Here is a 24598-nt window from a genome sequence, read left to right as displayed (position 1 = left end):
AATTTTATGAAAGCAATCTGGAACGGACAAATTATTGCAGAAAGTGATCAGACTATAGTTGTAGAAGGGAATCATTATTTCCCTCCTCAATCAGTTCGAACAGAATTTTTTATACCTAGTTCAACTCATACTACATGTCCATGGAAGGGGATTGCCTCTTACTATACGCTAGATGTTGAAAATAGTCAGAATAAAGATGCTGCCTGGTATTATAAGGAACCTAAGGAAGCGGCCCAACAGATAAAAGATTATATAGCGTTTTGGAAAGGAGTAAAAATAACAGAATAGTTTATCCTGGTTTATTCTTACTTATCTATTAGCCATTATTATGTAGAAGTACTTGTGTGTAAAGGTTAGATTGGCCTATTTACAGTTTGTTATCTTGTATTTCTATGATTAAAGTAGAAAAGGTTACCAAATACTTTGGCAATAAAGCTGCTGTTAATGATGTCTCCTTTGAAATTTCTATAGGGGAAACATTGGTTTTACTTGGAACAAGTGGTTCTGGAAAAACAACCACACTACGAATGATCAATCGCCTTATTGAGGCTGACAAAGGTGATATTTTTATTTCTAATCAATCTATATATTCTCAATCTCCAGAGACACTACGAAAAAATATTGGCTATGTAATCCAACAGGTTGGATTACTTCCTCATTATACTATTGCAGAAAATATTGCGATTGTCCCTAAATTATTAGAGTGGAAGAAAGAAGACATTCAATTGCGAATATATGAGTTACTACAAATGTTTTGTCTTCCAGAGTCCATTCTGACATATTATCCTTCTCAACTTAGTGGTGGTCAGCAACAACGGGTTGGTTTAGCAAGAGCTCTTGCAGCCGATCCTCCTATTTTATTAATGGATGAACCTTTTGGTGCTTTAGATCAATTAACCAGAAATGCCATTCGTAAGGAATTTAAAACACTAGAGGCACTCAAGAATAAAACTATTGTATTAGTGACTCATGATATACAGGAGGCATTTGAACTTGGTAATAAAATAGGAATAATGGACAATGGGCAGATCCAGCAGATGGGTTCTTCTCAAGAATTACTCTTAACGCCTTCCCATGATTTTGTGACCAAATTTTTATCAGATCATCGGATGATCTTAGAAATGAAAACTGCAAAGATAAAGGAATTTTTTCCATTTGAGCCAGTACCCTTCCCATTATTAGATCAAATAGAAGAGATCACAGCAGATGCTTCTTTATGGGATACATTGCAAAAGATTACCGCTACAAATTATAAGAAGACTTCATTTCTGAAAATGAAATCAGATAACAAATGGTATCTTGTGGATACAGAAAAAGTGTGGCAAAAATTCTACATAAATAATTGTTTGGGTAATAGAGACAAACAATAACTCTTTAGTCTTATTCTATAAGCCTACATTTTTAATAATTTAATGATAAGGTTATTTTTTATTGCTGGACAACTAAAAATTTGTACTATTTCTTCTTCATAAACTATGCTTATGACTTACTATAGAATAAATTTGACAACATTTTCTTAGTAACCTCTAACAGAAGGGAGCTTTAGTACTGTCTGGTGGTATTATTGGATTAAATTTTTCTTATATCTTCAGATTGCTTGATGACAAGTGGCATAAACATTCTAACATTAGTGGATGGTTTTCCATTAAACCTTTTCAAATAGCAATCCTATTCGTATTATCTAGTTCCTATTCGCCAGCTTTTGTTTCTTTGAACATTCTCGTTTACCAATTCTCCCAATTAAAGCATTAAGTATGTTATTGCACTATACAGAGAAAACGTACCTAATGTATTTATGTGCATTAAGATGGAAAAATTATATTCTAGTTTATTTGCCATATATAGGAACAGCCTCAGAAAATTACCAATATCATCAAAAAAATAGTAATGTCTCTTATTGTTAGATATTTAATATAAAATTAAGAATCAATGGGATACTCATAGAAATCCTTTTTTATTCATAATAATTAGAACTATTGTGCTCTTTTAAATCCAAAAATTATCTTTAAGTTTGTATGAACCTTCTATTAAAATATCTTTGAGTTTTTATAAAAGCTTTATATGTCCTATACGTTTACCTATAAGCTCTTTAAAAGACTAACTTCCGTTTGGGTAATAGTAGTATGAAACCAAATGTGATCAAGGCATTATTTTTACTACAGATTAGTAAAATACTTACTACTTATACAACCTCACTTCTTTGCTTTACGTATATAGTTCGGAAAATACTATGTAAAAGAGGAATGTGTGGTTCTAAGTGATTATATCTATAAATTTCTTTGTGTAATAATCTGAGCTGTGTAGCCTCATGGTTTGTTTAACAAACCTTTTTTATATAGAAATGGAATATCAACTCAAAACCCCAATCATCTTCATTATTTTTAATCGGCCTGATACTACAGAAAAGGTTTTTAATGCGATACGAGAAGCAAAACCTAAGCAGTTATTGGTTGTGGCAGATGCGCCTCGACCAGATAGGCCGGAAGATATTGAGAAATGTGCTGCTACACGTGCAATCATTAATCGCGTAGATTGGGACTGTCAGGTCCTGACCAATTATTCAGAAGTGAATCTGGGAGCCGGTAAAAGACCAGCCACTGGTTTTGACTGGGCATTCAGCATAGTAGAAGAAGCTATTATTCTTGAAGACGATTGTCTTCCAGATCCTAGTTTCTTCAGATTTTGCGACGAATTACTGGAGCGTTACAGATATGATTCACGTGTTATGTGTATCTCCGGACAGAATGTACAGTTTGGTCAAAGCAGAACTCCTTACAGTTACTATTTCTCGCGATATAACCATGGATGGGGATGGGCAACCTGGCGTCGTGCTTGGCAACATTTTGACTTCCAAATGAAACTTTGGCCAGAGGCTCGGGAGAACAATTTGCTAGCAAGTGTTTTCGAAAATGAGAAAGGATTAAAGAGCTGGACGGATACTCTTCAAAAAACATATGAAGGACAATTACCGGCCTGGGATTATCAATTTACGTTTGCGTGCTGGATGCAGAATGGGCTTAGTATATTATCAGATGTAAATCTGATCTCTAATATTGGCTTTGGCGAAGGTGCTAGCAATACTATGGATACACATAGTCCATATAATGCTGCCAAGACTTATCCAATGACATTCCCATTAAAACATCCTCCCTACCTGATTAGAAACAAAGAAGCGGATGCTTTTACTGAAAATACATTATTTGATTATCACCCAAGTATACTTAAACGAGTAAAACGCAAGCTACAGAAAGTGCTTTTGTAACCAAGCCGCTATGAAAATCTTACACTTTAATCAACGGGATGACGGAGGTGCAGGTCGGGCAATGATGCGCCTGCATCAGGGGCTACGAGCTAACAAAGTTGAATCATTTGCTTTTGTACAAGTCAAAACCTCAGATGACGAGTGGGTTTCATCGCCACAATCTCTGATTGGTAAACTTTCTGCGAAACTTAAACTTAGCGAACATATTGCGCATCTTCCGCTACGTTTATACCAGGATAAAACGGACGGACATTTTTCTCCGTCTTTTGCACTTGAATCACCTGTAACAGTCATTAAGGAACGTGATCCGGATATTATTCATCTTCACTGGATTAATCACGGATTTATTAACATTGAGGCACTTGCCAAACTGCATAAGCCAATAGTCTGGACACTTCACGACATGTGGCCTTTTACAGGAGGTTGTCATTATAGCAATGAGTGTACAGCATACAAAAACCAATGTGGAAATTGCCCTGCCTTAGGTAGTCAGAAAGAAAATGATCTTTCCCGAACAATCTGGAAGCGGAAAAGTAAAGCTTGGAAAAATCTGAATCTTACAATAGCTGCCCCCAGTAACTGGATGGCAAATTGTGCAAGGGAAAGCTCTCTGTTTGGTGAACTACCAATAGAAGTGATACCTAACGGGTTAGATACAAGTGAATTTAAACCTGTTGACAAAAAAATGGCTCGCCAATTGATGAATCTTCCACAGGATAAACATTTGGTTTTATTTGGAGCGGCCAATGTACAGGATGTCCGAAAAGGTATGCATTTACTATTACCTGCATTGGACAAATTACATAGCAATGGATTAAAAGATAAAATAGAGTTAATGGTATTTGGAGCAGCCTCTACTCAAATGCAGGATGTAGAGTTTAAGATTAATTCTCTGGGACGTCTAAATGATAACATTTCATTGTCTCTGGCATACTCTGCAGCAGATGTCTTTATTGCTCCATCTTTAGAAGATAATCTTCCTAATACCTTGGTAGAATCACTAGCTTGTGGAACACCAGGAGTTGCATTTAATGTTGGTGGAATTCCTGATATTATTGATCATAAACATAACGGTTACCTGGCCACGCCATTTGAACCAGAGTCTCTGGCAGAAGGTATCCGATGGGTATTACAGGCTGATGAGAGTCATGCACTACGTATTAACTCTCATCAGAAAGCTGAACAAATGTTTGAACTCTTATCACAAGCTCGTCATTATAAGAAATTGTACGACACTATTCTCGCAAAGAAAACCGGATAAAAAGAAGGGCTGGTATCTCAATAGTACCAGCCCTTCTTTTTACTAACAAAGAGTATAAATTTATTATTATTTTTAACCATTATTTTTTTTCCATTCCTGAAAACGTTCATCTATTTTTTTCTTCATAAGATCATAGTTCTCCCAGCTATCTTCTACGTGATACATAGTAGGGTATGATTTACATAAAGTAGCGATATAGTCATCTACATAATCCCCTATTAGGTAATAGTCTTCAGAAAAGTCATTTCCTTCCTTATTAAACATATCAGGCCCTAGATGTCCATCCCAGATCTCACTTAGTACAGTACAGCTTATCTGACGATTCTGAAAGCGAAACATTTGAATTTCAGATTCATCTAGAAAGAATTCACTATAGAGATGATTCTCAATCATCCAGCCAATATATATCCCAATATGTAAATATGCTTGCTCGATAGGCAGTTCACTAGGAAACTTTCCCAGAAAGTGCTCTTTTGCCTGATCATAAACAGTAGCAGCCTGAGAGTTTGTCTGATTCTTCATATATAAAGGAATGATTCGAAAGAATGCTAAAATTAACTATTTTCTTTAATACCTTATCTATTAGGTTACGATTCATGTAGCTATTTATCAACTATATAAGTAAGATTAAAGTGGTTTTATAGAAACATTGGGTTCAGATTGCTATTTATATTAACACATTTTTAGTAATTTGGACTTAAGTCTTTCTTTTTTACAATCATAAGTGTTAGTCAATGGCAGTTTTTGAAGCTGTGACTTATTCTTTGCAAATTTTTTTGCAGATAAATGGCAGTGTGTCTTTTTTCTTCTTTTTCTCTTAAAAACAACTCTTTGCACTTCTGGCAAACAGCTAGAATAGGATTGTTTATTGCCGTTTTGGTAGTAAACTCAATTGTATTATCTGCACAAACACCTAATGTGGATACATTAAATGCACAAGCCCAACAGTTACTTGAAAATTCTCCTGAGCAATCTCTGCGGTTAAGTTTACAATCAGTGCAGCTTGCTCTCAAAACAAATTATTTGTCAGGGCATACCAAAGCACTAAATCTGGCAGGACAAGGATATTATCGCCTTAATAATTATAAAAAATCACTTCAATACTTCTCTCAAGCCTTGGATAAAGCCTTGATACGAAGACAAGATCCCGAAGCCGCAGATGCCTACGAATACCTTGGTCAAGCTTACTTTGGCTTTGGAGACTATGACCAATCGCTAAGCCTGTTTTTTAAGTCTTTACGTATTCGCGAAAAAATCCGGGATAAAAAAGGAACGGCTCAATCTTTAACCTTGATAGGTAGTGTATATGAAGCATCAGGTAAACTGGATAAGGCTCTTGAATACTATCAGAAAGCTTTAAAGCTATGGACAGCACTAGAAGATACTACAGGCCTTGCAATTGTATATAACTATCTGGGACAATTATATGATAAACGTTCTGAGTATACACAAGCTCTGGAATATCTAGCAAATTCCCTATCTATTTATCAGAAACAGAAGTCGGAAAGAGGTATCAGTCAGGCTTTGCATTCTATAGGAGAGGTCTATTTCCATCAGAAAAAATATGACTTTGCAATTAATTATTATTTCCGGGCTTTAAAACGGGAACAACGGCTTCAGCTTTTGCATGCGGTAGCACGTAGTTACAACAGTATTGCAGCTTGTTATTATGAAACAAGCAAATATCAACAAGCTATATTCTACTATGAAAAAGCAATTGTGAAAGGTCGCAGGGCACAAACCAGAGATCCTCTGATGAATGCTTATCTTGGGCTTGCTTCAAGTCAGGATGCCTTAAAGAATTACAAAGATGCATATATTAATCATCGCATTTATAGTCAGATTAGGGATTCTATATTCAATGCCCGGACAAATGTTGAAATTGCAGAGGTAGAGGCCAAATATTTACTTGAAAATCAGCAGCAGGAAGTTGAGCTTCTCAGAAAGGAGAAACGTATCAACACAATTACACTGCGAGAAAATAGAAACCTGACATACCTTATGGGTGTATTGCTGGTTGCTCTATTATTTTTAGCCATAGTATTAATAAGCCGTTTCAGAATAAAACAACGTTCAGGTCACTTACTGGAAAGCAGAAACCAGATTATTCATACTCAAAATGTAGAATTGCAGCAGACTAATCTCAAATTAACTGAATCAGAAGCTAGCTTGCGAAGTTTAATTGCTACCAAAGACAAGTTCTTCACAATTGTTTCACATGATTTGCGTGGTCCATTAAATTCATTAGCAAGTCTTTTTCAGGTTCTGATAAACCATATTGACCATTTTGATAAAAATGAGTTGAAGAAGTTTGTTCAGGATATGAATACCAGTGTGAAAAGTGTGTTGGATTTGGTTGAAAACCTTCTTCACTGGTCCCGGACACAACGTGGAGGTATCCGGTATGAACCTGAATTACTAGAGTTGGATCATATAATGCATGAGTTATTATCAACTGTAAGTGTAATGGCGTCTAATAAAGGAATAAACATTCTCTTAGATATCTCCTCAGATATTCACATCTATGCAGATAAAAATATGCTGTTGTTTACATTAAGGAATTTAACTGATAATGCTATTAAGTTTTCTCATATAGGTGATAATGTGTCTATTTCAACAAATGTCAAAGATAATCTGGTAGAAATTGCGATTACAGATAATGGAATCGGTATTTCGCCGAATGATTTACAGAAATTATTCAGAATAGACACCTACCATACAACCAACGGCACTGCTAATGAAAGTGGTACAGGGCTAGGATTAATATTATGTCAAGAGTTCGTAAACAGAAACGGCGGCGAGATAGGAGTTGATAGTATAGTAGGGAAAGGGACCACATTTTGGTTTACAGTACCTGTATATGTACTAACAGCAACAGAAAAATAAATATCTATCGATATCTATCTGTTCCTTAATTCAACAGCAACTAATAAGTTTTTACTATTTTTGCTAAAATTTTTATCAAACAGGTGCTCTATGTCTGAAGTCATTGCCAATAATATCAAATATCTGCGTAGGACTATCGGGTTAACGCAGGAACAGTTTGCCCGTAAGATTGGAATAAAACGATCTTTGTTGGGAGCCTATGAAGAAGGTAGAGCAAATCCAAACCTGGAAAACCTTACTAATATAGCCAAGATGTTTGGCACTACAGTAGATAATCTGATAAAGAATGATATACGGAACTTACGCGAAAAACAAGGTATTCCGATCCCTCAGCCTGCTCCACAATTAATGGAGCCGAATGATCCTACTCCACCTAAGCCTTTGGCATCTATTATTGATAAATATTATCAACCACAATCAGATAATCCAATACTTACTCCTTCATCATTTACATCTACACAAAAAACGGAGCCAGTAAACACGCCATATACACCTCCGGCTAATGATCTTTTTCAAAAACCACAACCTTCCATATTTCAGAAAAGCCTGAATGAAGAAGTTTTCTGGATTGCACATAAAGATATAGCAGGCTATCTGACAGGTTATGCCTATAAAGATTATCTTGAAAAGCTTCCACAAATTTCCATCCCTACTCTACCAGCTGGAAAATATCGGGCGTTTGAAGTTGGAAGCGATTTTCCTGTAATGGGATCTACTGTCATTGGCGAATTTACCCCAAATTGGTATGACATTCGTGATGGACAGCATTATATCATTGTCTTACACAAACAAGGAGTTTTGTATAGACGCATTTATAATCATGTTAAAATAAAGGGAACGATCTTATTACTGTCTGACTCTGCTGCTATTCCTACCATTGAAGTGCCAGTAAAAGACGTATTGGAACTATGGGAAGCACGCCAATATATAAGTTTATCTATGCCAGAGCCCAAAACCTCTTTACCATTGGAAAGACTAACTGCATTAGTGGCAGAACTGCAAAGAGAGATAGAAAGCCTTCAAAAGTAATCAAAGGCTTTTTTCTATCTCTCTTGCTACTTTCTGCGATGGCTTTCGAGTTCCTGCTGTAAGAGATCTATTCTTTTTAGCATTTCATTTTCTTTTATTTTTTGCTTGTCAAGTACTTTCTGCATAATCTTCTTTTGAGATTCAATCAAAGCATCGGCACGGGCTTTCTCTTCTTGCTTTGTACGTTCAATCTCTGTGTTCTTTACCTGTAATTCTTCTTTTGTGAGTTGAATTTCTTCCAATGTTGCCCTCAGCGTTTCTTCCTGTTGGCGCAATTGTTCCTCATTAGTGTGAGCTTCATGTAATAATTGTTCTATCTCAAGCTGTTTTGTTTCCATTTCCTTTCGGGTTGTTTCCAACAACTCCAGACTATCTATAAGATCATTTTCCCTTATTTTTGATTGGGCATACAACTCTTCCATTTCTCTTGTTTTTCGTTCCATCTCTTCTTGTGTTGCTGCTAGCTCTTCCATGTTCTGACGCATCTCTTCTTCCTGACTACGCATTTGCTCTGTTTGCCATTGGGAGGCCTCCAGCAGTTGTCGGGTTCGTTCATTGACTCTTGTTGTGGCAATGGTCGAGGCTATACTTTCTCCTACCTTTTCCAGAAACTCCCGCTGATAAGTTGGAATCGCTTCAAATGAAGCTATTTCTAAGACACCTTCTACTTTATCATTTACTCTAAGAGGAATAATTGTTAAACAGGTAGGATTTGCTTTGCCTAATCCAGATGTGATTTGTATGTAGTCTTGTGGAACGTCTGTTAGGTATAATGTATCCAATTCCTGTACAGCCTGTCCAACCAGACCTTCTCCTATTTCAATCCTTTTTTTGAGATACTTCTTACGTTCATATGCATAACAGGCAACCAGTTCAATAAATCCTTCCTGAGTATTCTCTTGCTGGACTAGGAATAACCCTCCCTGGTTTGCATGAATATATTTTATCAACTTGGAAATTAATATCTCATAGAGTCGATTTGTATCATTACTTTCTTTCCGCAGGATATCTGCAAACATGGCAAGTCCATCTGATACCCATTGCCGCTGCTGATTTATACGTTGATTATCTTCTACTTCTTTAATATAGCTATTCAGTTTTTCTTCTTTTTCCTGTAAGAGCAGCTGTTGAGTTTGCATTGTATCGATAAACTTGCTACTACTCTTAATAGTATTCTGATGACTTTTTTGTAATATATACAACCCTGCAGAAAGTACTATAATACTAGCAAAGGCATATAAGAAAATTTGTCCGGATGTTTGAATAAAAGAATAATCCACTCCTGTTTCGACCCAGCCCCCACCAATATGAATAGCCAATAAACAGAGAACATGAATGCCTAGTGTGAATGTAAGCTTCCATCTTTCAGATAAATCAAATAATAACCATGGAATAATCGTAATAACAACCATTACAATCAACAACCCAGTTATATATTCACCATTGGCAGGCTGGAGAAGAATGTATAATACTGTAGTGGATATACTTGTAAACAGACAAGTAAGTATTCTTGAAAATGAAAAGAGTCCTAAAGCATTAAAAGCGACAATCACTCCAAAGAATAAAGCATTAGTAATATAGCCATTTCTAAGTATATCCGAATGATTATAAACAACAAAGATATTAACAAATGAAGCAATAAAACCAATCAATGCAACTGCATTAGAGATACGGATCTTATCCTGTATATATTCAGTTTGTGTTGGTTTAACACCAATACCGACAATTATATTTAGTATATTCATCTGATTGCTCATTTACTTGGTAATCAAAGGGGATCTAGACAAATTTCATGATAACTTACTTCAAATAAGAACCATACACAGTACTTTTATTACACAAATACTATTTATAGCAATTATGTACATTATAGTATTTTATATTGATTTTATTTAACAACTCTTAGTTTAGAGAATTTGTATATAAATGATCATAGAAGAAAGTAGGCCGAAAGAATGAGCTCAACTATTTCTTGTTGACTTACCTAGATAGCTTATAGAAATGTTATCTAGTACAACAAAGTAGTGCGTTGCAGACAAGTGACTTTTAAATTTTAAATCAATAATAAATAATCAGCCAAGCAGTTGTTTAAGCAAAGATTTAACGTACTGCTCCAAAATATGTCTGATAGAAAATGTAATTATGTTTGAGAGCGACTTCCTATAACAGAGACTATTTATACATTAACTGAAATATTACCTGATAAAAAATACGTTTTAGTAAAATACGTCGCTAAATATAGCGTTTGATTAGAATATTTCCGTCTGCTAGTATTTATTAATCTATTATATGTACCTGTTCATTTTTAATGAATGCTAGTATAAATCTAATTCTCTTATCCTTTTGGTCATCATTCATATATTTCTTAAAATAAAATATAAATCTGCTTATAGCTTCACTATTGTTGTTATCTATTTTATTTCTTACATCTGGTTTAGTCTCGCATAGAAATTGTTGTAGATTAAAACCGGAAATATTTTTAATTTACCGTAAAATTATATTTCATTGAGAATGAATTAAGTAAAACAAAATACAACTCTTTTACAGGAAAATACGTTATTCTGATACTCTTGTTGAGCTAGTAGCAAATATCGGGTTTCATAAATCCTCTATCTTTATTTTTTATTAATCATCTGTTATTTCCATAGAGTATGATCGTGAAAAAATCGCTGTTGGTGCTATTACCTTTGTTAGTAGGCGCCAACTTTATTTATACACAAACTTTTGATAATCAGCCTAAGACTGATCTGACACCTACAAGTGACCAGAGCAAGGTAAGTGTATTGATTGCTCAAATTCTTTCTCAGGGACATTATCAAAAAACAACCCTTAATGACTCTTTGTCTTCTCAGTTGCTGGATAACTATCTGAAAAATCTGGACTATAATCGGATGTATTTCCTTGCATCTGATGTACAAAGCTTTGAGAAGTATCGCTATCAATTAGATAATGATCTGAAAGATGGAAATTTGGCAGCAGCTTATGAAATCTATCAGATCTATAAGAACAGAGCACTAGAACGGGATACTTATGTAGCTAAGATCCTTGAAAAGGAAATGGATTTCACTGTGGATGAGTATTATGAGACAAATCGGGAAAAGGCTTCCTGGCCCAAAAATACAGATGAGTTAAACGACCTCTGGCGTAAGAATATTAAAGAACAAGCCTTACGTCTAAAACTTAACAATAAGAAGTGGGATGAAATTTCGAAAGTAGTAGGTGAGCGTTATAAAAATATAGATAAAATTATTTCGCAAACAACAAGTGAAGATGTGTTCGAAGCTTATATGAATGCATTTGCAGAAAACATCGATCCACATACCAGCTATTTATCTCCAGCACGCTCGGCTAATTTTAAAATAGATATGACTCGCTCTCTGGAAGGGATCGGAGCTCAACTGAGAGAGCAAAATGATTATACAACAGTGACTGAAGTTATTCCTGGTGGGCCTGCATTTAAAAGCAAACAAGTACAGAAAGGTGATCGGATTGTGGCAGTAGCACAAGGTGATGATGGGAAAATGGTTGATGTGATTGGCTGGAGAGTAGATGAGGTAGTAAAACTCATCAGAGGAGCAAAAGGTACTATTGTACGTCTGCAACTATTATCTTCCAATGCTGATGTAACAGCCCCTCCTCGTGAATTACGTCTGGTAAGGGATAAAATTAAGCTGGAAGAGTCTTCTGCTAAAGGTGAAATTGTGCCAATTACACATAATGGAAAGCCTTTTCGCTTAGGTGTGATTCAAATTCCGGCCTTTTATGCAAACTATGAAGACCGTCAGAAAGGTGAAACCAATTACAAAAGCACTACCAATGATGTAAAACGTATTATTGGAGAGTTACAAAATCAAAAGATGGATGCCCTTGTGCTTGATCTTCGTAACAATGGTGGTGGACTACTATCTGAAGCCATTGATCTGACAGGTTTATTCATTCCGGATGGTCCTGTAGTACAGGTACGTAACAGCAATGGATCAATAGATGTATTGAAGGACAATGACAAGTCTCAGGCTTATACAGGTCCATTGGCTGTTTTAATTAATCGTTTTAGTGCCTCTGCTTCTGAGATTTTTGCAGGAGCTATTCAGGATTACAAAAGAGGCGTAATTGTAGGAGAACAGTCTTACGGCAAAGGAACGGTACAAAGCCAGCTGGACCTAAACAGATACATGCAGGGTACAGACAAACTGGGTCAGGTGAATTTGACAATTGCTAAGTTCTATCGTGTAACAGGAAACAGCACCCAATTAAAAGGTGTTACACCGGATGTACAACTTCCATCTGTATTTAGTGCAGCAGAGTTTGGTGAAAGTTCACAACCACATGCATTGCCATGGGATCAGATTCCTGCTTCTAACTTTAAGCCTGTAAACAATATTTCAGAGAAACTAGTATCTGTACTTGAGAAAAATTATGAGAAACGACTGCAATCTGATGCAGATCTGAAAGAGCTACAACAGCAAATTAACGACGCACAGAAAGCACGTTCCAATACAAAGGTATCTTTGCAGGAAGCAAAACGTCGTAAGGAAAGAGAAGAAGCAGAAAAGAAAAACAAAATGCTGGCAGCAGCGGAAGAAGATGTTCAGGATAATCCGGTAGATACAGAAGCTGCTTCTACTAATAGTGAGGAGCCTAAAAAGAAGTTATATAATCTGAAAAAAGATGATTATTTGAAAGAAACAACACGTCTTATTGCAGATTTGCTCCTTGCTGCAAAATAATTGTGGCAAGCAATTATACTACAGACTGGCTTTTTACTACTTTTGGGAATTAAATCAATCTGTTTCGTATTAAACTTTAACATACAACAATTATGATTTGGCTTATTATTATTGGGGTACTGGTAGTAGCAACAATTGTAACTGCGTATACAATTCCAAATGAAAGTATAAACACGAAGAAGTTGCCTAATAACAGACCATAATAAAGTTTATTAAAAAGGCCTGCTTACAAAGCAGGTCTTTTCTTTTATAGCAGACTCATATATATATCTGTGTGTTAGAGAATTACATTACAAATAAAAAACTTACGTTGTAAAGAATTGGCCTTTTATGTAGCACATTGAATAAGAGAACCTACGTTCTTTGTAAGAACATGAAATTTTAAACAGGTTTGTCTCAACTGTATAAGCCAAATGTTCTTCCGTAAAAGTTTTTGTCTCATTTTTTTATTCATTTTGCTTTTTTACAAAGGGTTTGGCCAAACAACCCTTCTGGATAAAACAGCAGAGTACCTCAAACAAAATAATTTTCAGTCGGCTAAAGAAACCATTGAGCTTGCCTCTCAAAATGAGGCAACCAAAAACGATCCACGAACCTGGTATCTGAAAGGCTTTGTATATAAAGAACTATACAAACAAAATCCTGCGGTTGGAGACAATCGGGAAATAGCCGTTCAATCCCTAAGTAAAAGCATTACGCTAGACACAAAAAAAACCTATACAGGTTCATCCGAAACAGCGCTTGAATATCTTTATGGTACTTACTATAATGAGGGTATTGACTTGTTAAATGCCAAGCAATTTGAAAAAGCATTAAAAAATCTGAAGCTCTTTATTGAGTACAGAGCGAAAACTAAGCCAGATGAATTTTATGCAGAGGCACTCTATCATGCAGGCTTTATTTCTTTCTCTCTCAATAAAAAGGCAGAAGCACAGCAATATTATGAGCAAGCTTTACAAAAAGGATATAAAAGTCCTTTGCTCTATGACGATTTATCTCAGATCTATCTTACAGCAAATAATAAAGTAAAAGCTGTAGAAACAATTACTACTGGCAGAAAGCTGTTCCCAGATGATTCAAATCTCCGGACAAGTGAAATAAACTTTTATCTTCAACTAAAGGAATATGCTAAAGCAGAGAAACTCATTGAAGATTATCTAAAAACCAATCCCAGTGATACAGATGCCATGATGGTAGCAGGAAGTGTCTATGAAACTATAGCAAAAAAAGACACTACAAAAGAAGAAGCATATTTCCAGAAAAGATTGGCCATCTATAAAAAGATCCTAGTCAAAGAACCCAATAACTTCCTGGCAAATTATAACATGGGAATTGCCTTTTATAATCATGCTGTAGATTTGATTAATAAGCCAGACGTATACCAGGAAACAATTACCCAGTTCAACCAACGCATTGAAGTAATCTCTTCTCTTATTGTTGAATCAAAGCCGTATATCGAAAAAGCATCGCAACTATCTCCGCAAAATATTAATTCACTAAAGGCGTTGAGCGGTATTTATCATTACCTGAACGACAGGGAACGATTCCAACAGGTACAAAATAAAATCAAGTTACTGGAAAACAAGTATTAAGCGTATTTTGGGTAGATAGTGCTTTGTCAATAAAATGAAAACAATCTTACTAAACATATCAATTTTGCTATACTCTCTTGTTCCCCCTGTCACTATTACCAGACAAGATGGACCGGGAGAAGTAATTTATCGGGTACATAGTATCTATATTTATAACTTTATTAAAGAAATTCAGTGGCCTGACACTTATAACAATAATAATATTGTAATCGGAGTCTTGGGAAACACGGAAATGGAAATAGAATTGAAAAAAATGGCTACTGCTCGTACTACAAGCAGCAGAAAGATAACAGTTAAGCTATTTAAAAATGCTAGCGAAGTTGAGAAGACATGCCATATATTATACCTTGCAGCAGAGCATTCTGATGGCCTTAGTACTGTTTTACAAAAAGTAAAAGGATCTTCAATGCTTGTTATTACAAACAAAGATGGTGCTGCCAAATTTGGAAGTCTAATAAACTTTGTATCTGAAGGAGGAAAACCCCGCTTTGAAATGAACCTTAGTGCATTTGAAAAAAGTCATTTAAAATATACCCAACAATTAAAAACTGTAGCTATCACTGTAAATTAAACTTCAGTAAAACCATTTTGTTATCTCATTCTTGTATTAAGGAGCATTTGCTATACTGTGATACACTTACATTGACTTGTCAATAATCTTGACCAGATACCACATTTTGTCTTTTTGAGTAAAAAAATACTCAATTCGAATTCCGTTATCTGTTCCATTTCTTATATAAACTAATGTATCTTTTTCCTGTACAGATACTTGTGTATAAGCATCTACTTCTCTGGCCGACATATATTTATCTCTTGAAAAACCAATAAAGTACCATTCATCCTTACTGATGATTTCTTTTGACAATTTATCCTCAATGCCCCATTCATAATACGGAAAGGGAAATAAGATATGTTGCTTCTAATAAACAGAATCTTTGCCAAATTTCTGGAAAAAAGACTCAAATACCATCTTAGATTTTGTTAATTCTTTAGTTAAAAGATTTTTAAAATCACAGCTTTCAAGCATGAACGCCAAATAGATAAAAATGATATATCCCATAAACCAGTAAATACTAAAGAGGCTGCCCTATACAAGGCAGCCTCTTTAGTATTTAAGAATTGTAGGTGGTTTGGTACTTGTAACTTCTATTTTTAGTTTTTTACTTCTGTTTGCCGAATGGTTTGTAGAATCCATTTAATAACTCTCTAAAAGCTTCAACTCTTGCAGATACTTCATTGATACGCTTACGCAGCATTGTAATCTTGTTTTTATTTATCTCTTTCAATTGTGCATTGTTAATAACCAGTTCACCACAAATAACTAACCCAGACAATGTTTTAAGATAAAATTTTGAATTAGACAAATCACTCATTGTCCGATAATGAATCCATTCCTGTTGTTGGTTATAAAGAATCGTTTGTTCTCCTTGCCACGCTTTGACTAAGTCATTGTTAATTGGGGCATGCTCCATGTATAGAAATCAGAAAAAATAGTCAAATAAAAACAGTTTATAAAAAGACAGCGGCTCTGCTACCTATATACTCAAAGCTAAATATATTATTTCTTACACACATTATTTTTTCGACGAAACTCTTTAAACTATCTACGAAAAGCGAAACCCAATAATATAAGAATCTTAAAATCAGCAGATTTGGGTCTCCTCAGAATTTTATCTCTAGAAATAATGCATTGTACTAAAACAAACGGTTTCAAAAATAGGTCTTTATTCTTGAAAAAAGCAATTAGTTTATGCAATTTTTCATTGTGGCATTACATTTACGTCTAATTGATCAAGGTTACCTTATCCTATGTCAAACACAGAAAAAATATGTGCATTATGTGAACGGAAAGTAAGCAAGGTCACTTTACATCATTTAGTACCTAAAGAGGAAGGAGGTAGATATACAGAAACGGTTCCTCTCTGTCAACCCTGTCACTCTACAATACATAATCTGTTTAGCAATAAGGAGCTGAAAAAAAACTTTCATACTATCCAGGCGTTACGTTCTTCTGAAAGATTACATGATTATTTACAATGGATCAGGAATACCAGGATTGAACAAATTACCAATAAAAGCAAACGTCGCAGAAAATAAAGTTGATCAAGAACTACAATAGTAAAAAACAAGCTTTCTCTAACATGTTTTATTGCCTACTTTTGTAAAGTTTCCTATCTAAACAGGTTCTATTTTATAAACTGAGGCGTGATTTATTTATCTTTCTGAGATCAAAGCCAACAAATGAAGATAGCGAGCTTACCAATTTGTGGAAAAGGAGCTTTGCAGAGGACATAACACTGCATACAATATATTAGCAATAACACAAAACTACCAGCGAGTCCATTAGCCTTTTGTGTTTTTTATAAATTTAATAAAGTCCTGGTATTTTTACAGCAACCTGTATCCATATGACGCTTGTCGCCATCTGGGAGTTTGTTTCACAACAAGGAGCACACGACAAACTTTCACCCAAACATTACAAAAGTGTAATTCTCACTAACCAAATTAGTGTAACAGCGGCGATATTTACTATTCCTCTGGCTGTTCTCTATTACATCTTATCCATTAGTAGTCTCTTTATAACTGAATATGTCACCTTTATAGTTTTATTAGCCTCTATAGGGCTGAACTTTCTGGGAGAAGCACAGTGGTGGTTTTATCGTGTCTCAAAGGCAGTTCTTTTTCTTGTGATCAATGCCAACATATTTTTTACAGCCTCTTCTCTCGGATATGAAAGCGGATTTCATTTGTTGTATTATGCAGCCTTATTGGGGGTTATGCTATTTTACAACCTGCATAAGAGAGGTTTATTTCTTATACTAGGTCTGGCAGTACCGCTCTCATGCATCGTTGTACTTGAGTTTACAAACTACTCTTTATTCGTTGTGCAGGAGTTGTCTCCCAAGCTTCTGCACTTTATGTATTACCTGTCTTTGATTATCAGCATATCGCTTTCTCTATTATTTGCTTTCTATTTTAATACGTTAACTATACGAGAACAGGAATCTGCTGTTACTGCACAACAACAATTAGAGGCGATATTTGAGAATTCCTATGATGCCATTGCTTTAGTCGATCCAAGGACCAACGAAATACAGGCATGTAATCAGAAAGCCATTACATTGTTTGACTTATCAGATAAAGGACAACTGATAGGAAAAGATAGCAACCTATTTCAAAAGAAGCCGTTTACTTTAAAAGAAAGACAGGAAATCTTAAATACATTAAGACGTTCCAGGCGTTGGGTACAGGAACGTGAATTTATCACAGCTAGCAGAAAGGTTTTTTGGGGAGATGTAGGTATTACTTGGATCAGTATAAAGCGAAAGTCTCTCTATTTAATTCGTATCACCGATGTTACTGAAAAACGAATTGCCAATGTAAAACTTCGTAAAAAAGAGGCTGCCTTACGTGAAGCTCAGAATCTGGCACGAATAGGCAGCTTTGAGTTTGATTTACATACTCAACAAGGTGAAGTATCTGAAGAGACTTACAGAATATTTGATCTGGCACCAGGGCAACCCTTTACGTTTTCACTCTTCCAAGAACGTATGCAACCTGGCTACAGCCTAACTCTGCAGGAAATGCTGGAACAGGCAACACCAGAAGCAGATACTCTCAGAATGGAATACAGAGCTACCCAAGCAGACAGTGGCAGCTTGATTTATATCCAACTGATAGGTAAAATTGTTTTTGGGCTCAATGCCAAACCCCGTCGGATTGTAGGCACTATTCAGGATATCACAGAAAGAAAATTACGGGAAATAGAACTTATCAAGGCAAAGAATCAGGCAGAACAGGCATCTATAGCCAAAGAACAGTTTCTCGCAACCATGAGTCATGAGATACGCACCCCTATCAATGCTATTTTGGGTATGTCTCATTATCTCCTGCAGGATGATCCAAGAGCAGAGCAGATAGAAAATCTGGAGATATTGCAATTCTCTGCTGAAAACCTTCTCCTCCTGGTTAATGATATACTGGATCTGAATAAAATAGAGGCTGGAAGAATCGAGTTTGAGGAGATTGAGTTTAATTTTCGGGAAGCGATTAACCGTGTACAGCAAACACATTTATACAGTGCATCTGAAAAAAATCTTCAGTTTATCTGCGAAATAGACTCTGCAATTCCTACCCTGTTATCGGGAGATCCAGTTCGTCTGGCTCAGGTGCTTAACAACCTGATTAGTAACGCAGTTAAGTTCACAGAAAAAGGATGGGTGAAGCTTGAAGCAAAGATCAATTATGAAGAGAAGAATTTTGTAGATATTAATTTCTCTGTTGAAGATTCGGGTATTGGAATTCCTAAAGATAAGCTGGATGTTATCTTTGAAAGTTTTACACAAGCCAGCACAGATACAACCCGAAAATATGGTGGCACTGGTCTTGGACTTACTATTACCAAACGATTGCTGGAAATGCAGAACAGCATAATTTATGTAAAGAGTAAAGTGGGTTCTGGTTCCGGATTTTATTTCACTTTGCGATTGAAAAAATCTGTCTCTCAGAAGCTATTACCATTGCCTTCAATACCATCTATTACTATACCCGGACCTCAGTCATTAAATGGAATACGTATTCTGATAGTAGAAGACAATGACATTAATCGTATGGTGACAGCCAAATTTCTGGAAAGATGGGATATGGTTTATGATTATGCAGAAGATGGAAGAGCTGCCTTGGAAAAAGTAAAAGCTGAACAATATGATTTAATTCTAATGGATCTGCAAATGCCTGAAATGGATGGTTATGAAGCAACACGTCAGATAAGACAATATAGCCAGGCACCCGTACTAGCCATGACAGCAGCGCCAATCTCTGAGGTTAAAGATAAAATCCAGGAAGCAGGAATGAATGATTATGTATTAAAACCGTTTCAGCCTGAAGATCTTTTCTCCAAACTTTCCAAGTACTCCGATTTTACAGAAAATCCACCAATTGCCATTCAGGAAACAGTTATTACAACTCCCATATCGGCATATAGACCTACATTAAACTATCAGAAAATAGTAAACCTGACTGAAGACAATGTAGAATATAGAAGCTTGTTAACTCATTCTTATATACGGCTGTTCAAACAACTGAAAGTAGATTACGAAACTACCTTGCTGGCAGCAGATCTGGGTCAGCTTCGTTTTATTCTTAATTATATTGAACCACCTTTCACGTTTCTGGAAGTTACAGGGATAAAGGAAGAAATTATGTTTGGAATGAGGTTAGTTGAAAATCCGATAAGTGATAGTAAAATAATAAGACGCACAATAGAACGGGTTCAGTCATATTGTGATATGCTGAGTCAGGAGCTAGAAGAAAAGCTAATGTTGACTAAAATCATCTAAACTTGGGTAAATAGTTGTAAACAAAGGGACTTTCATCTATCTATGTATCAGGAGAAACTGGCTCCCTAATCAACAACCTGCTGGTTTGCCTTACTGGCATCATATTTTTCAGTTTGTTGATTTAAAATTGAAACAAACCCATTAAAACCATGGATTTTGGTAAACTTCCTTCTATTGAAAAGGTTGATTTTACATTACCAATCGATCATACTGCAACTTTGTCTTTATTAAATAAGGCAAAAAATGAAGCCCATATACCCCAAATTTATATAGGATGTCCTGTATGGTCAACAAAAGAATGGGTTGGAAAGTGGTATCCATTGACAGCAAAAGAGAAAGACTATCTACATTACTACTCGCGTCAGTTTAATACTATTGAATTAAATACAACCCATTATCGCATTCCTGATAAAACTACTATACAGCGCTGGTATGAGACATCTGAACCGGGATTTAAGTTTTGCCCTAAATGGCCTCAGCAGATTAGCCATGAAGCGTTATTAATAAATACAGAATCTGCAATCCAGGTATTTGGAGAAAATATTATAGCACTGAACGAAAAGCTGGGAGTCTCTTTTTTACAATTACCGCCACACTTTTCGCCTCAGCAAGCAGATATTCTGGAACATTTCGTAAAGACATTTACCCCAAAAGTACCGTTAGCTGTTGAGTTTCGCCATCCTGACTGGTTTAAGAACAATCCAGAGGTGGCAGAAACTTTTGCAATGTTACAGGAAAACTATATAGGTACTGTACTATCAGATGTTGCAGGACGCAGGGATGTCTTACATATGCATCTCACAACTCCAACTGCTATGATTCGATTTGTGGGCAATGGGCTACATCCAACTGACTACGAACGTATTGATAGTTGGGTGATACGTATAAAATCCTGGTTTGAGCAAGGACTGCATACATTGTACTTTTTTGTTCATGAACCTGATCCAAACACACTTGCTCCTGAACTGGCAGTATATCTGACAAAACAATTAGAGAAGTATTGTCAGATGGATGTGAAAGGACCATCACCTCTCCCTCAGGTAATACAAGGCAGTTTATTTTGAAGAACTGAGCAAGATTTTTTTAAATTTTTGAAGAACACATACTATTCATACTACTACATTTTACATCCTATTTTTTATGTCATTGGAAAATTCATCTGACGCCTACACTTCTACTGAAATTTATACTATTTCAGGTGTAAGCTTATTTACAGACTTTGATATTAGTCTATTCCGCTCTGGTAAACATTTTAAGCTCTATGAAAAATTAGGAGCACATATAATCACTCATAATGGTGTTCAAGGAACTTACTTCGCCGTATGGGCACCGAATGCTGAACGTGTTTCTCTGGTAGGTACATTTAATTTCTGGAACAGAACCACTCACCCACTATATCCCCGCTGGGATGGTTCGGGTATCTGGGAAGGCTTTGTCCCTAATATAGGCCAGGGAGAGTTATACAAATATTTTATTCGCTCACATAACCAAGGATATGAAGTAGAGAAAGGAGATCCATTTGGATTGTTATGGGAGACGCCTCCCAATACAGCTTCTATTATCTGGGACATCAACTATCAATGGAATGATACAGAATGGTTACAGCAACGCCGTGCAAAAGCTGGACAGGTTCAGCCTTATTCGGTCTATGAAGTACATTTGGGATCATGGAAACGGAGCCCGGAAGAAGGTAACCGTTCATTAAGCTATCGTGAGCTGGCTGATGAACTGCCTGCGTATGTGAAAGAACTTGGTTTTACACATGTCGAGTTTTTACCAGTGATGGAGCACCCATTCTATGGATCGTGGGGATATCAGATTACGGGATATTTTGCACCAAGCAGTCGTTATGGCACACCTCAGGATTTTATGCACCTGATAGAATCCTTCCATCAGGCAGGCATAGGTGTAATACTTGACTGGGTACCTTCTCATTTTCCAGAAGACCAACATGGGCTTGCCTATTTTGATGGGACTAATCTATATGAACATGCAGACCCCCGTAAAGGCTGGCACCCCGATTGGAAAAGCCTGATATTTAATTATGGTAGAAATGAAGTAAGAGCCTTTCTCATCAGTAATGCCATTTTCTGGCTTGATAAGTATCATGCAGATGGACTTCGGGTTGACGCAGTAGCCTCTATGCTTTATCTGGATTATTCCCGTAATCATGGTGAATGGATACCCAATCAATATGGTGGACGCGAAAACCTAGAAGCAATTTCATTGATACAAGAATTCAATACTACTGTCTATCAGGAATATCCTGATGTACATACTATTGCCGAGGAATCTACAGCCTACGCAGGCGTATCTCGTCCGGTTTACACAGGAGGACTAGGATTTGGTATGAAATGGATGATGGGCTGGATGCATGATACACTCAAGTACATGTCAACTGACCCTCTTTACAGACGTTATCACCAAGGGCAAATTACCTTTAGCATTATTTATGCATTCCATGAAAACTTTATGCTTCCATTGTCTCATGACGAGGTGGTACATGGTAAAAACCCACTAATTTATAAGATGCCTGGCGATGAGTGGCAAAAGTTCGCAAATCTTAGATTATTATATGGATACATGTTTGCCCATCCTGGGATGAAACTACTCTTTATGGGAGATGAGTTTGCCCAAACAAGAGAATGGAATCACGACAGAAGTTTAGACTGGCACTTGACCCAATACGATTTTCATAAGGGAGTTATGAATGAGTTAAAACAACTCAATCACTTGTTTAAAACAGAGAAGGCATTATATGAACTATCGTTTGATACCAATGGATTTGAGTGGCTTGATTATGGAGATGCGGATAATAGTGTGATCAGCTTCTTACGGAAAGATAGTTCTGGCAAAGAAAAGATTGCAGTTATCTGTAACTTTACTCCTCAAACACATAAATCCTACCGAATAGGCGTACCGGAAAAAGGAACCTGGGTAGAAATATTCAACAGTGATGCCAGAGAATATGCAGGTAGTGATTCATTAAATAGGCACTCTGCAACAACAGAACTTATCATGCATCATGGAAAGCCATTTTCCATCACAATTACACTGCCACCTTTAGGAGTTGTCTTTTTAAAAGAACAATAAGCTATTCTATTACCTGTTCAACCAACATCTTTCAGCATTAGTGTGCTGAAGGATGTTGGTTTTGTGTTTCTTCTGAGCTTTTACTTTCCAGTAATCGACCTTCGATTATTTCTTCTTTCAGCCGTCTCAATTGTTTACGCATAGTCCGCATGCTTAGACGATAGATCCACCATGCAGTCACATAGCCTATCAGAAAGGAGACGAGCATAAAAATCAAAAACCAGACACTGGTTTCATTAAAAAACTCATCAAAAATATGTGGAATCTCCATATATACGACTTTTGTACTATACTATAATTGCCAGAACCAACAGGAAAACTCAAAATAGATGCCAATTTTCTATCTGACTTCTGAAATCCGGACAGTAAGACTTTGCCTATCTGTTTTTTTCGTGTTTATTACAGGAGTCTCAATTACAATAGGAGCAGCTACTCCTTTTGTCCTCATCAGATATGTTCGTACTGCCTGGGCCCTACTTTGAGCTTTCTTCTGCCCTCCATTTTCTTTTGTTACATAGGTAGAAATAAACACAGAACTATTCGGATAAGCTTTCAGGTATCCTTTTAGCGAATCGGTGTAAATTATAAAAGGAAGCCTGGGTGTAAATACATTACCATGGTTTTTGAAGTTGTTCTCAGCAAATGACATATTCATAAATTCATAGCGGATAACATCTTCTTTGGTATCTCTACTTAGTAGAAAACGTACCGGCTCTTCAGGAGCTGTAGCTGCTTCAAGATCTGTATCTTCTACCAATGTTGAAGTAATAATTATCTGTTTTGCTTTAATCTGGTAATATTGGACCAGACTATCTCTTATCAAAGCAGCTCTTGCCAAACCAAGGTTTTCATACATTCCAGCAGGTACATTTTTTTCTGAACGTGTATATCTGCCTTCTATTGTCAACAGAAGATAAGAGTTAGGCTTTATATATTTACTTACTTTCTGGAGAAAGAAACGATTTGCAGCAGTAAAAGGCACATAATTACTCGCCAGGCTATACATGAATTGCCCTTCACCGCTTATAATTTCACCCTGACGACTAATCCGGAGACTAGCAGTCGTCCCCAATGAAGAATCTACAAATATCTCTTGCTGACACATATGTCTTATCTCACAGATGTATATGGATCTGGCCCACACTGACCATAATGCAAACACTACAAAACCTACTAAAAATTTAAACATACACCCCTATTTATTACTATTTCAAGCCTGTTCAGTATACTACGAATGTAGATGATTGAAATGGTACAGACAATATCATTTCTGATTAAATATGACTTTTTTACTACATTCATCATAACAAAAATGCATCTACATATTGTTATTTTTACTATAAATGACCATATATTGACAAATGAAATCTTTCCAACATATAAAATACAACAAGACAGAGCCTTTTTAT

19 protein-coding genes are annotated in these 24598 nt (G+C 36.1%); 13 read left to right on the top strand and 6 right to left on the bottom strand.

The window, feature by feature from the left end; translation table 11 throughout:
• Positions 1–6 precede the first annotated feature (6 nt).
• The 4 genes from QNI22_RS28360 (at position 7) to QNI22_RS28345 (ending at position 4523) form a co-directional block, all read left to right on the top strand.
• Positions 7–288: a DUF427 domain-containing protein gene (locus tag QNI22_RS28360; RefSeq protein ID WP_314516099.1), complete on the top strand. Its 282-nt coding sequence runs from the start codon at positions 7–9 to the stop codon at positions 286–288.
• 104 nt (positions 289–392) lie between these two features.
• A complete protein-coding gene (locus tag QNI22_RS28355; RefSeq protein ID WP_314516097.1) occupies positions 393–1370 on the top strand; it encodes an ABC transporter ATP-binding protein in 978 nt (325 codons plus the stop codon).
• Positions 1371–2341: 971 nt separating this feature from the next.
• On the top strand, positions 2342–3262 hold the full coding sequence (locus QNI22_RS28350; protein WP_314516094.1) for a glycosyltransferase family protein: 921 nt from the start codon (positions 2342–2344) through the stop codon (positions 3260–3262).
• Positions 3263–3272: 10 nt separating this feature from the next.
• Positions 3273–4523 carry a glycosyltransferase family 4 protein gene (locus QNI22_RS28345; RefSeq protein WP_314516092.1) on the top strand — a complete coding sequence of 417 codons (1251 nt, stop codon included), beginning with the start codon at positions 3273–3275 and terminating at the stop codon, positions 4521–4523.
• A gap of 72 nt (positions 4524–4595) precedes the next feature.
• Here QNI22_RS28345 and QNI22_RS28340 read toward each other — a convergent pair whose 3' ends face one another.
• A complete protein-coding gene (locus QNI22_RS28340) occupies positions 4596–5045 on the bottom strand; it encodes a DUF7832 domain-containing protein (RefSeq protein WP_314516090.1) in 450 nt (149 codons plus the stop codon).
• Between the two features lie 309 nt (positions 5046–5354).
• Here QNI22_RS28340 and QNI22_RS28335 point away from each other — a divergent pair, with 309 nt between their 5' ends.
• Both QNI22_RS28335 and QNI22_RS28330 read left to right on the top strand, forming a co-directional pair.
• Complete coding sequence (locus tag QNI22_RS28335; protein WP_314516089.1) at positions 5355–7409, top strand: tetratricopeptide repeat protein; 2055 nt, start codon at positions 5355–5357, stop codon at positions 7407–7409.
• A 90-nt stretch (positions 7410–7499) separates the two neighbouring features.
• Positions 7500–8438 (top strand): helix-turn-helix transcriptional regulator, encoded by a 939-nt coding sequence (locus QNI22_RS28330; protein ID WP_314516087.1) that lies wholly within the window; start codon positions 7500–7502, stop codon positions 8436–8438.
• Between the two features lie 26 nt (positions 8439–8464).
• Here QNI22_RS28330 and QNI22_RS28325 read toward each other — a convergent pair whose 3' ends face one another.
• A complete protein-coding gene (locus QNI22_RS28325; RefSeq protein ID WP_314516086.1) occupies positions 8465–10183 on the bottom strand; it encodes a GAF domain-containing protein in 1719 nt (572 codons plus the stop codon).
• A 906-nt stretch (positions 10184–11089) separates the two neighbouring features.
• On the opposite strand from QNI22_RS28325, the gene QNI22_RS28320 reads away from it, so the two are divergent.
• The 3 genes from QNI22_RS28320 (at position 11090) to QNI22_RS28310 (ending at position 15328) form a co-directional block, all read left to right on the top strand.
• Positions 11090–13165, top strand: a complete 2076-nt coding sequence (locus QNI22_RS28320; protein WP_314516084.1) for a carboxy terminal-processing peptidase — start codon at positions 11090–11092, stop codon at positions 13163–13165.
• Between the two features lie 455 nt (positions 13166–13620).
• Positions 13621–14757 carry a tetratricopeptide repeat protein gene (locus tag QNI22_RS28315; protein WP_314516083.1) on the top strand — a complete coding sequence of 379 codons (1137 nt, stop codon included), beginning with the start codon at positions 13621–13623 and terminating at the stop codon, positions 14755–14757.
• Positions 14758–14791: 34 nt separating this feature from the next.
• On the top strand, positions 14792–15328 hold the full coding sequence (locus tag QNI22_RS28310; protein WP_314516081.1) for a YfiR family protein: 537 nt from the start codon (positions 14792–14794) through the stop codon (positions 15326–15328).
• 66 nt (positions 15329–15394) lie between these two features.
• Here QNI22_RS28310 and QNI22_RS28305 read toward each other — a convergent pair whose 3' ends face one another.
• Together QNI22_RS28305 and QNI22_RS28300 are read right to left on the bottom strand one after the other, a co-directional pair.
• Positions 15395–15559 (bottom strand): hypothetical protein, encoded by a 165-nt coding sequence (locus QNI22_RS28305; protein ID WP_314516079.1) that lies wholly within the window; start codon positions 15557–15559, stop codon positions 15395–15397.
• Between the two features lie 358 nt (positions 15560–15917).
• Positions 15918–16229, bottom strand: coding sequence for a hypothetical protein (locus QNI22_RS28300; RefSeq protein WP_314516078.1), 312 nt, complete (start codon positions 16227–16229; stop codon positions 15918–15920).
• Positions 16230–16566: 337 nt separating this feature from the next.
• Here QNI22_RS28300 and QNI22_RS28295 point away from each other — a divergent pair, with 337 nt between their 5' ends.
• The 4 genes from QNI22_RS28295 to glgB all read left to right on the top strand — a co-directional run bounded on the left by QNI22_RS28295 (position 16567) and on the right by glgB (position 23189).
• Complete coding sequence (locus QNI22_RS28295) at positions 16567–16854, top strand: HNH endonuclease (protein ID WP_314516077.1); 288 nt, start codon at positions 16567–16569, stop codon at positions 16852–16854.
• A gap of 311 nt (positions 16855–17165) precedes the next feature.
• Entirely contained in the window at positions 17166–20096 is a 2931-nt protein-coding gene (locus tag QNI22_RS28290) for a response regulator (protein WP_314516075.1), read from the top strand.
• A gap of 149 nt (positions 20097–20245) precedes the next feature.
• Positions 20246–21160, top strand: a complete 915-nt coding sequence (locus tag QNI22_RS28285; RefSeq protein ID WP_314516073.1) for a DUF72 domain-containing protein — start codon at positions 20246–20248, stop codon at positions 21158–21160.
• A 76-nt stretch (positions 21161–21236) separates the two neighbouring features.
• Complete coding sequence (gene glgB / locus QNI22_RS28280) at positions 21237–23189, top strand: 1,4-alpha-glucan branching protein GlgB (protein ID WP_314516071.1); 1953 nt, start codon at positions 21237–21239, stop codon at positions 23187–23189.
• Positions 23190–23226: 37 nt separating this feature from the next.
• On the opposite strand, the gene QNI22_RS28275 is transcribed toward glgB, so the two are convergent.
• The gene (locus tag QNI22_RS28275) at positions 23227–23460 is read right to left on the bottom strand and encodes a LapA family protein (RefSeq protein WP_314516069.1); all 234 of its coding nucleotides are present in this window, start codon (positions 23458–23460) and stop codon (positions 23227–23229) included.
• 69 nt (positions 23461–23529) lie between these two features.
• Positions 23530–24378: a hypothetical protein gene (locus tag QNI22_RS28270; protein WP_314516067.1), complete on the bottom strand. Its 849-nt coding sequence runs from the start codon at positions 24376–24378 to the stop codon at positions 23530–23532.
• Between the last annotated feature and the right edge of the window lie 220 nt (positions 24379–24598).

Source organism: Xanthocytophaga agilis (genome assembly GCF_030068605.1).
GTDB classification, from domain to species: Bacteria; Bacteroidota; Bacteroidia; order Cytophagales; family 172606-1; genus Xanthocytophaga; species Xanthocytophaga agilis.
This window is presented reverse-complemented; position numbering and strand designations above follow the sequence as displayed.

Coding starts and splice junctions, on each gene's coding strand:
- QNI22_RS28360 (WP_314516099.1), top strand. CDS start 7: ATGAAAGCAATCTGGAACGGACAAATTATTGCAGAAAGTGATCAGACT.
- QNI22_RS28355 (WP_314516097.1), top strand. CDS start 393: ATGATTAAAGTAGAAAAGGTTACCAAATACTTTGGCAATAAAGCTGCT.
- QNI22_RS28350 (WP_314516094.1), top strand. CDS start 2,342: ATGGAATATCAACTCAAAACCCCAATCATCTTCATTATTTTTAATCGG.
- QNI22_RS28345 (WP_314516092.1), top strand. CDS start 3,273: ATGAAAATCTTACACTTTAATCAACGGGATGACGGAGGTGCAGGTCGG.
- QNI22_RS28340 (WP_314516090.1), bottom strand. CDS start 5,045: ATGAAGAATCAGACAAACTCTCAGGCTGCTACTGTTTATGATCAGGCA.
- QNI22_RS28330 (WP_314516087.1), top strand. CDS start 7,500: ATGTCTGAAGTCATTGCCAATAATATCAAATATCTGCGTAGGACTATC.
- QNI22_RS28325 (WP_314516086.1), bottom strand. CDS start 10,183: ATGAATATACTAAATATAATTGTCGGTATTGGTGTTAAACCAACACAA.
- QNI22_RS28320 (WP_314516084.1), top strand. CDS start 11,090: ATGATCGTGAAAAAATCGCTGTTGGTGCTATTACCTTTGTTAGTAGGC.
- QNI22_RS28310 (WP_314516081.1), top strand. CDS start 14,792: ATGAAAACAATCTTACTAAACATATCAATTTTGCTATACTCTCTTGTT.
- QNI22_RS28305 (WP_314516079.1), bottom strand. CDS start 15,559: ATGTCGGCCAGAGAAGTAGATGCTTATACACAAGTATCTGTACAGGAA.
- QNI22_RS28300 (WP_314516078.1), bottom strand. CDS start 16,229: ATGGAGCATGCCCCAATTAACAATGACTTAGTCAAAGCGTGGCAAGGA.
- QNI22_RS28295 (WP_314516077.1), top strand. CDS start 16,567: ATGTCAAACACAGAAAAAATATGTGCATTATGTGAACGGAAAGTAAGC.
- QNI22_RS28290 (WP_314516075.1), top strand. CDS start 17,166: ATGACGCTTGTCGCCATCTGGGAGTTTGTTTCACAACAAGGAGCACAC.
- QNI22_RS28285 (WP_314516073.1), top strand. CDS start 20,246: ATGGATTTTGGTAAACTTCCTTCTATTGAAAAGGTTGATTTTACATTA.
- glgB (WP_314516071.1), top strand. CDS start 21,237: ATGTCATTGGAAAATTCATCTGACGCCTACACTTCTACTGAAATTTAT.
- QNI22_RS28275 (WP_314516069.1), bottom strand. CDS start 23,460: ATGGAGATTCCACATATTTTTGATGAGTTTTTTAATGAAACCAGTGTC.
- QNI22_RS28270 (WP_314516067.1), bottom strand. CDS start 24,378: ATGTTTAAATTTTTAGTAGGTTTTGTAGTGTTTGCATTATGGTCAGTG.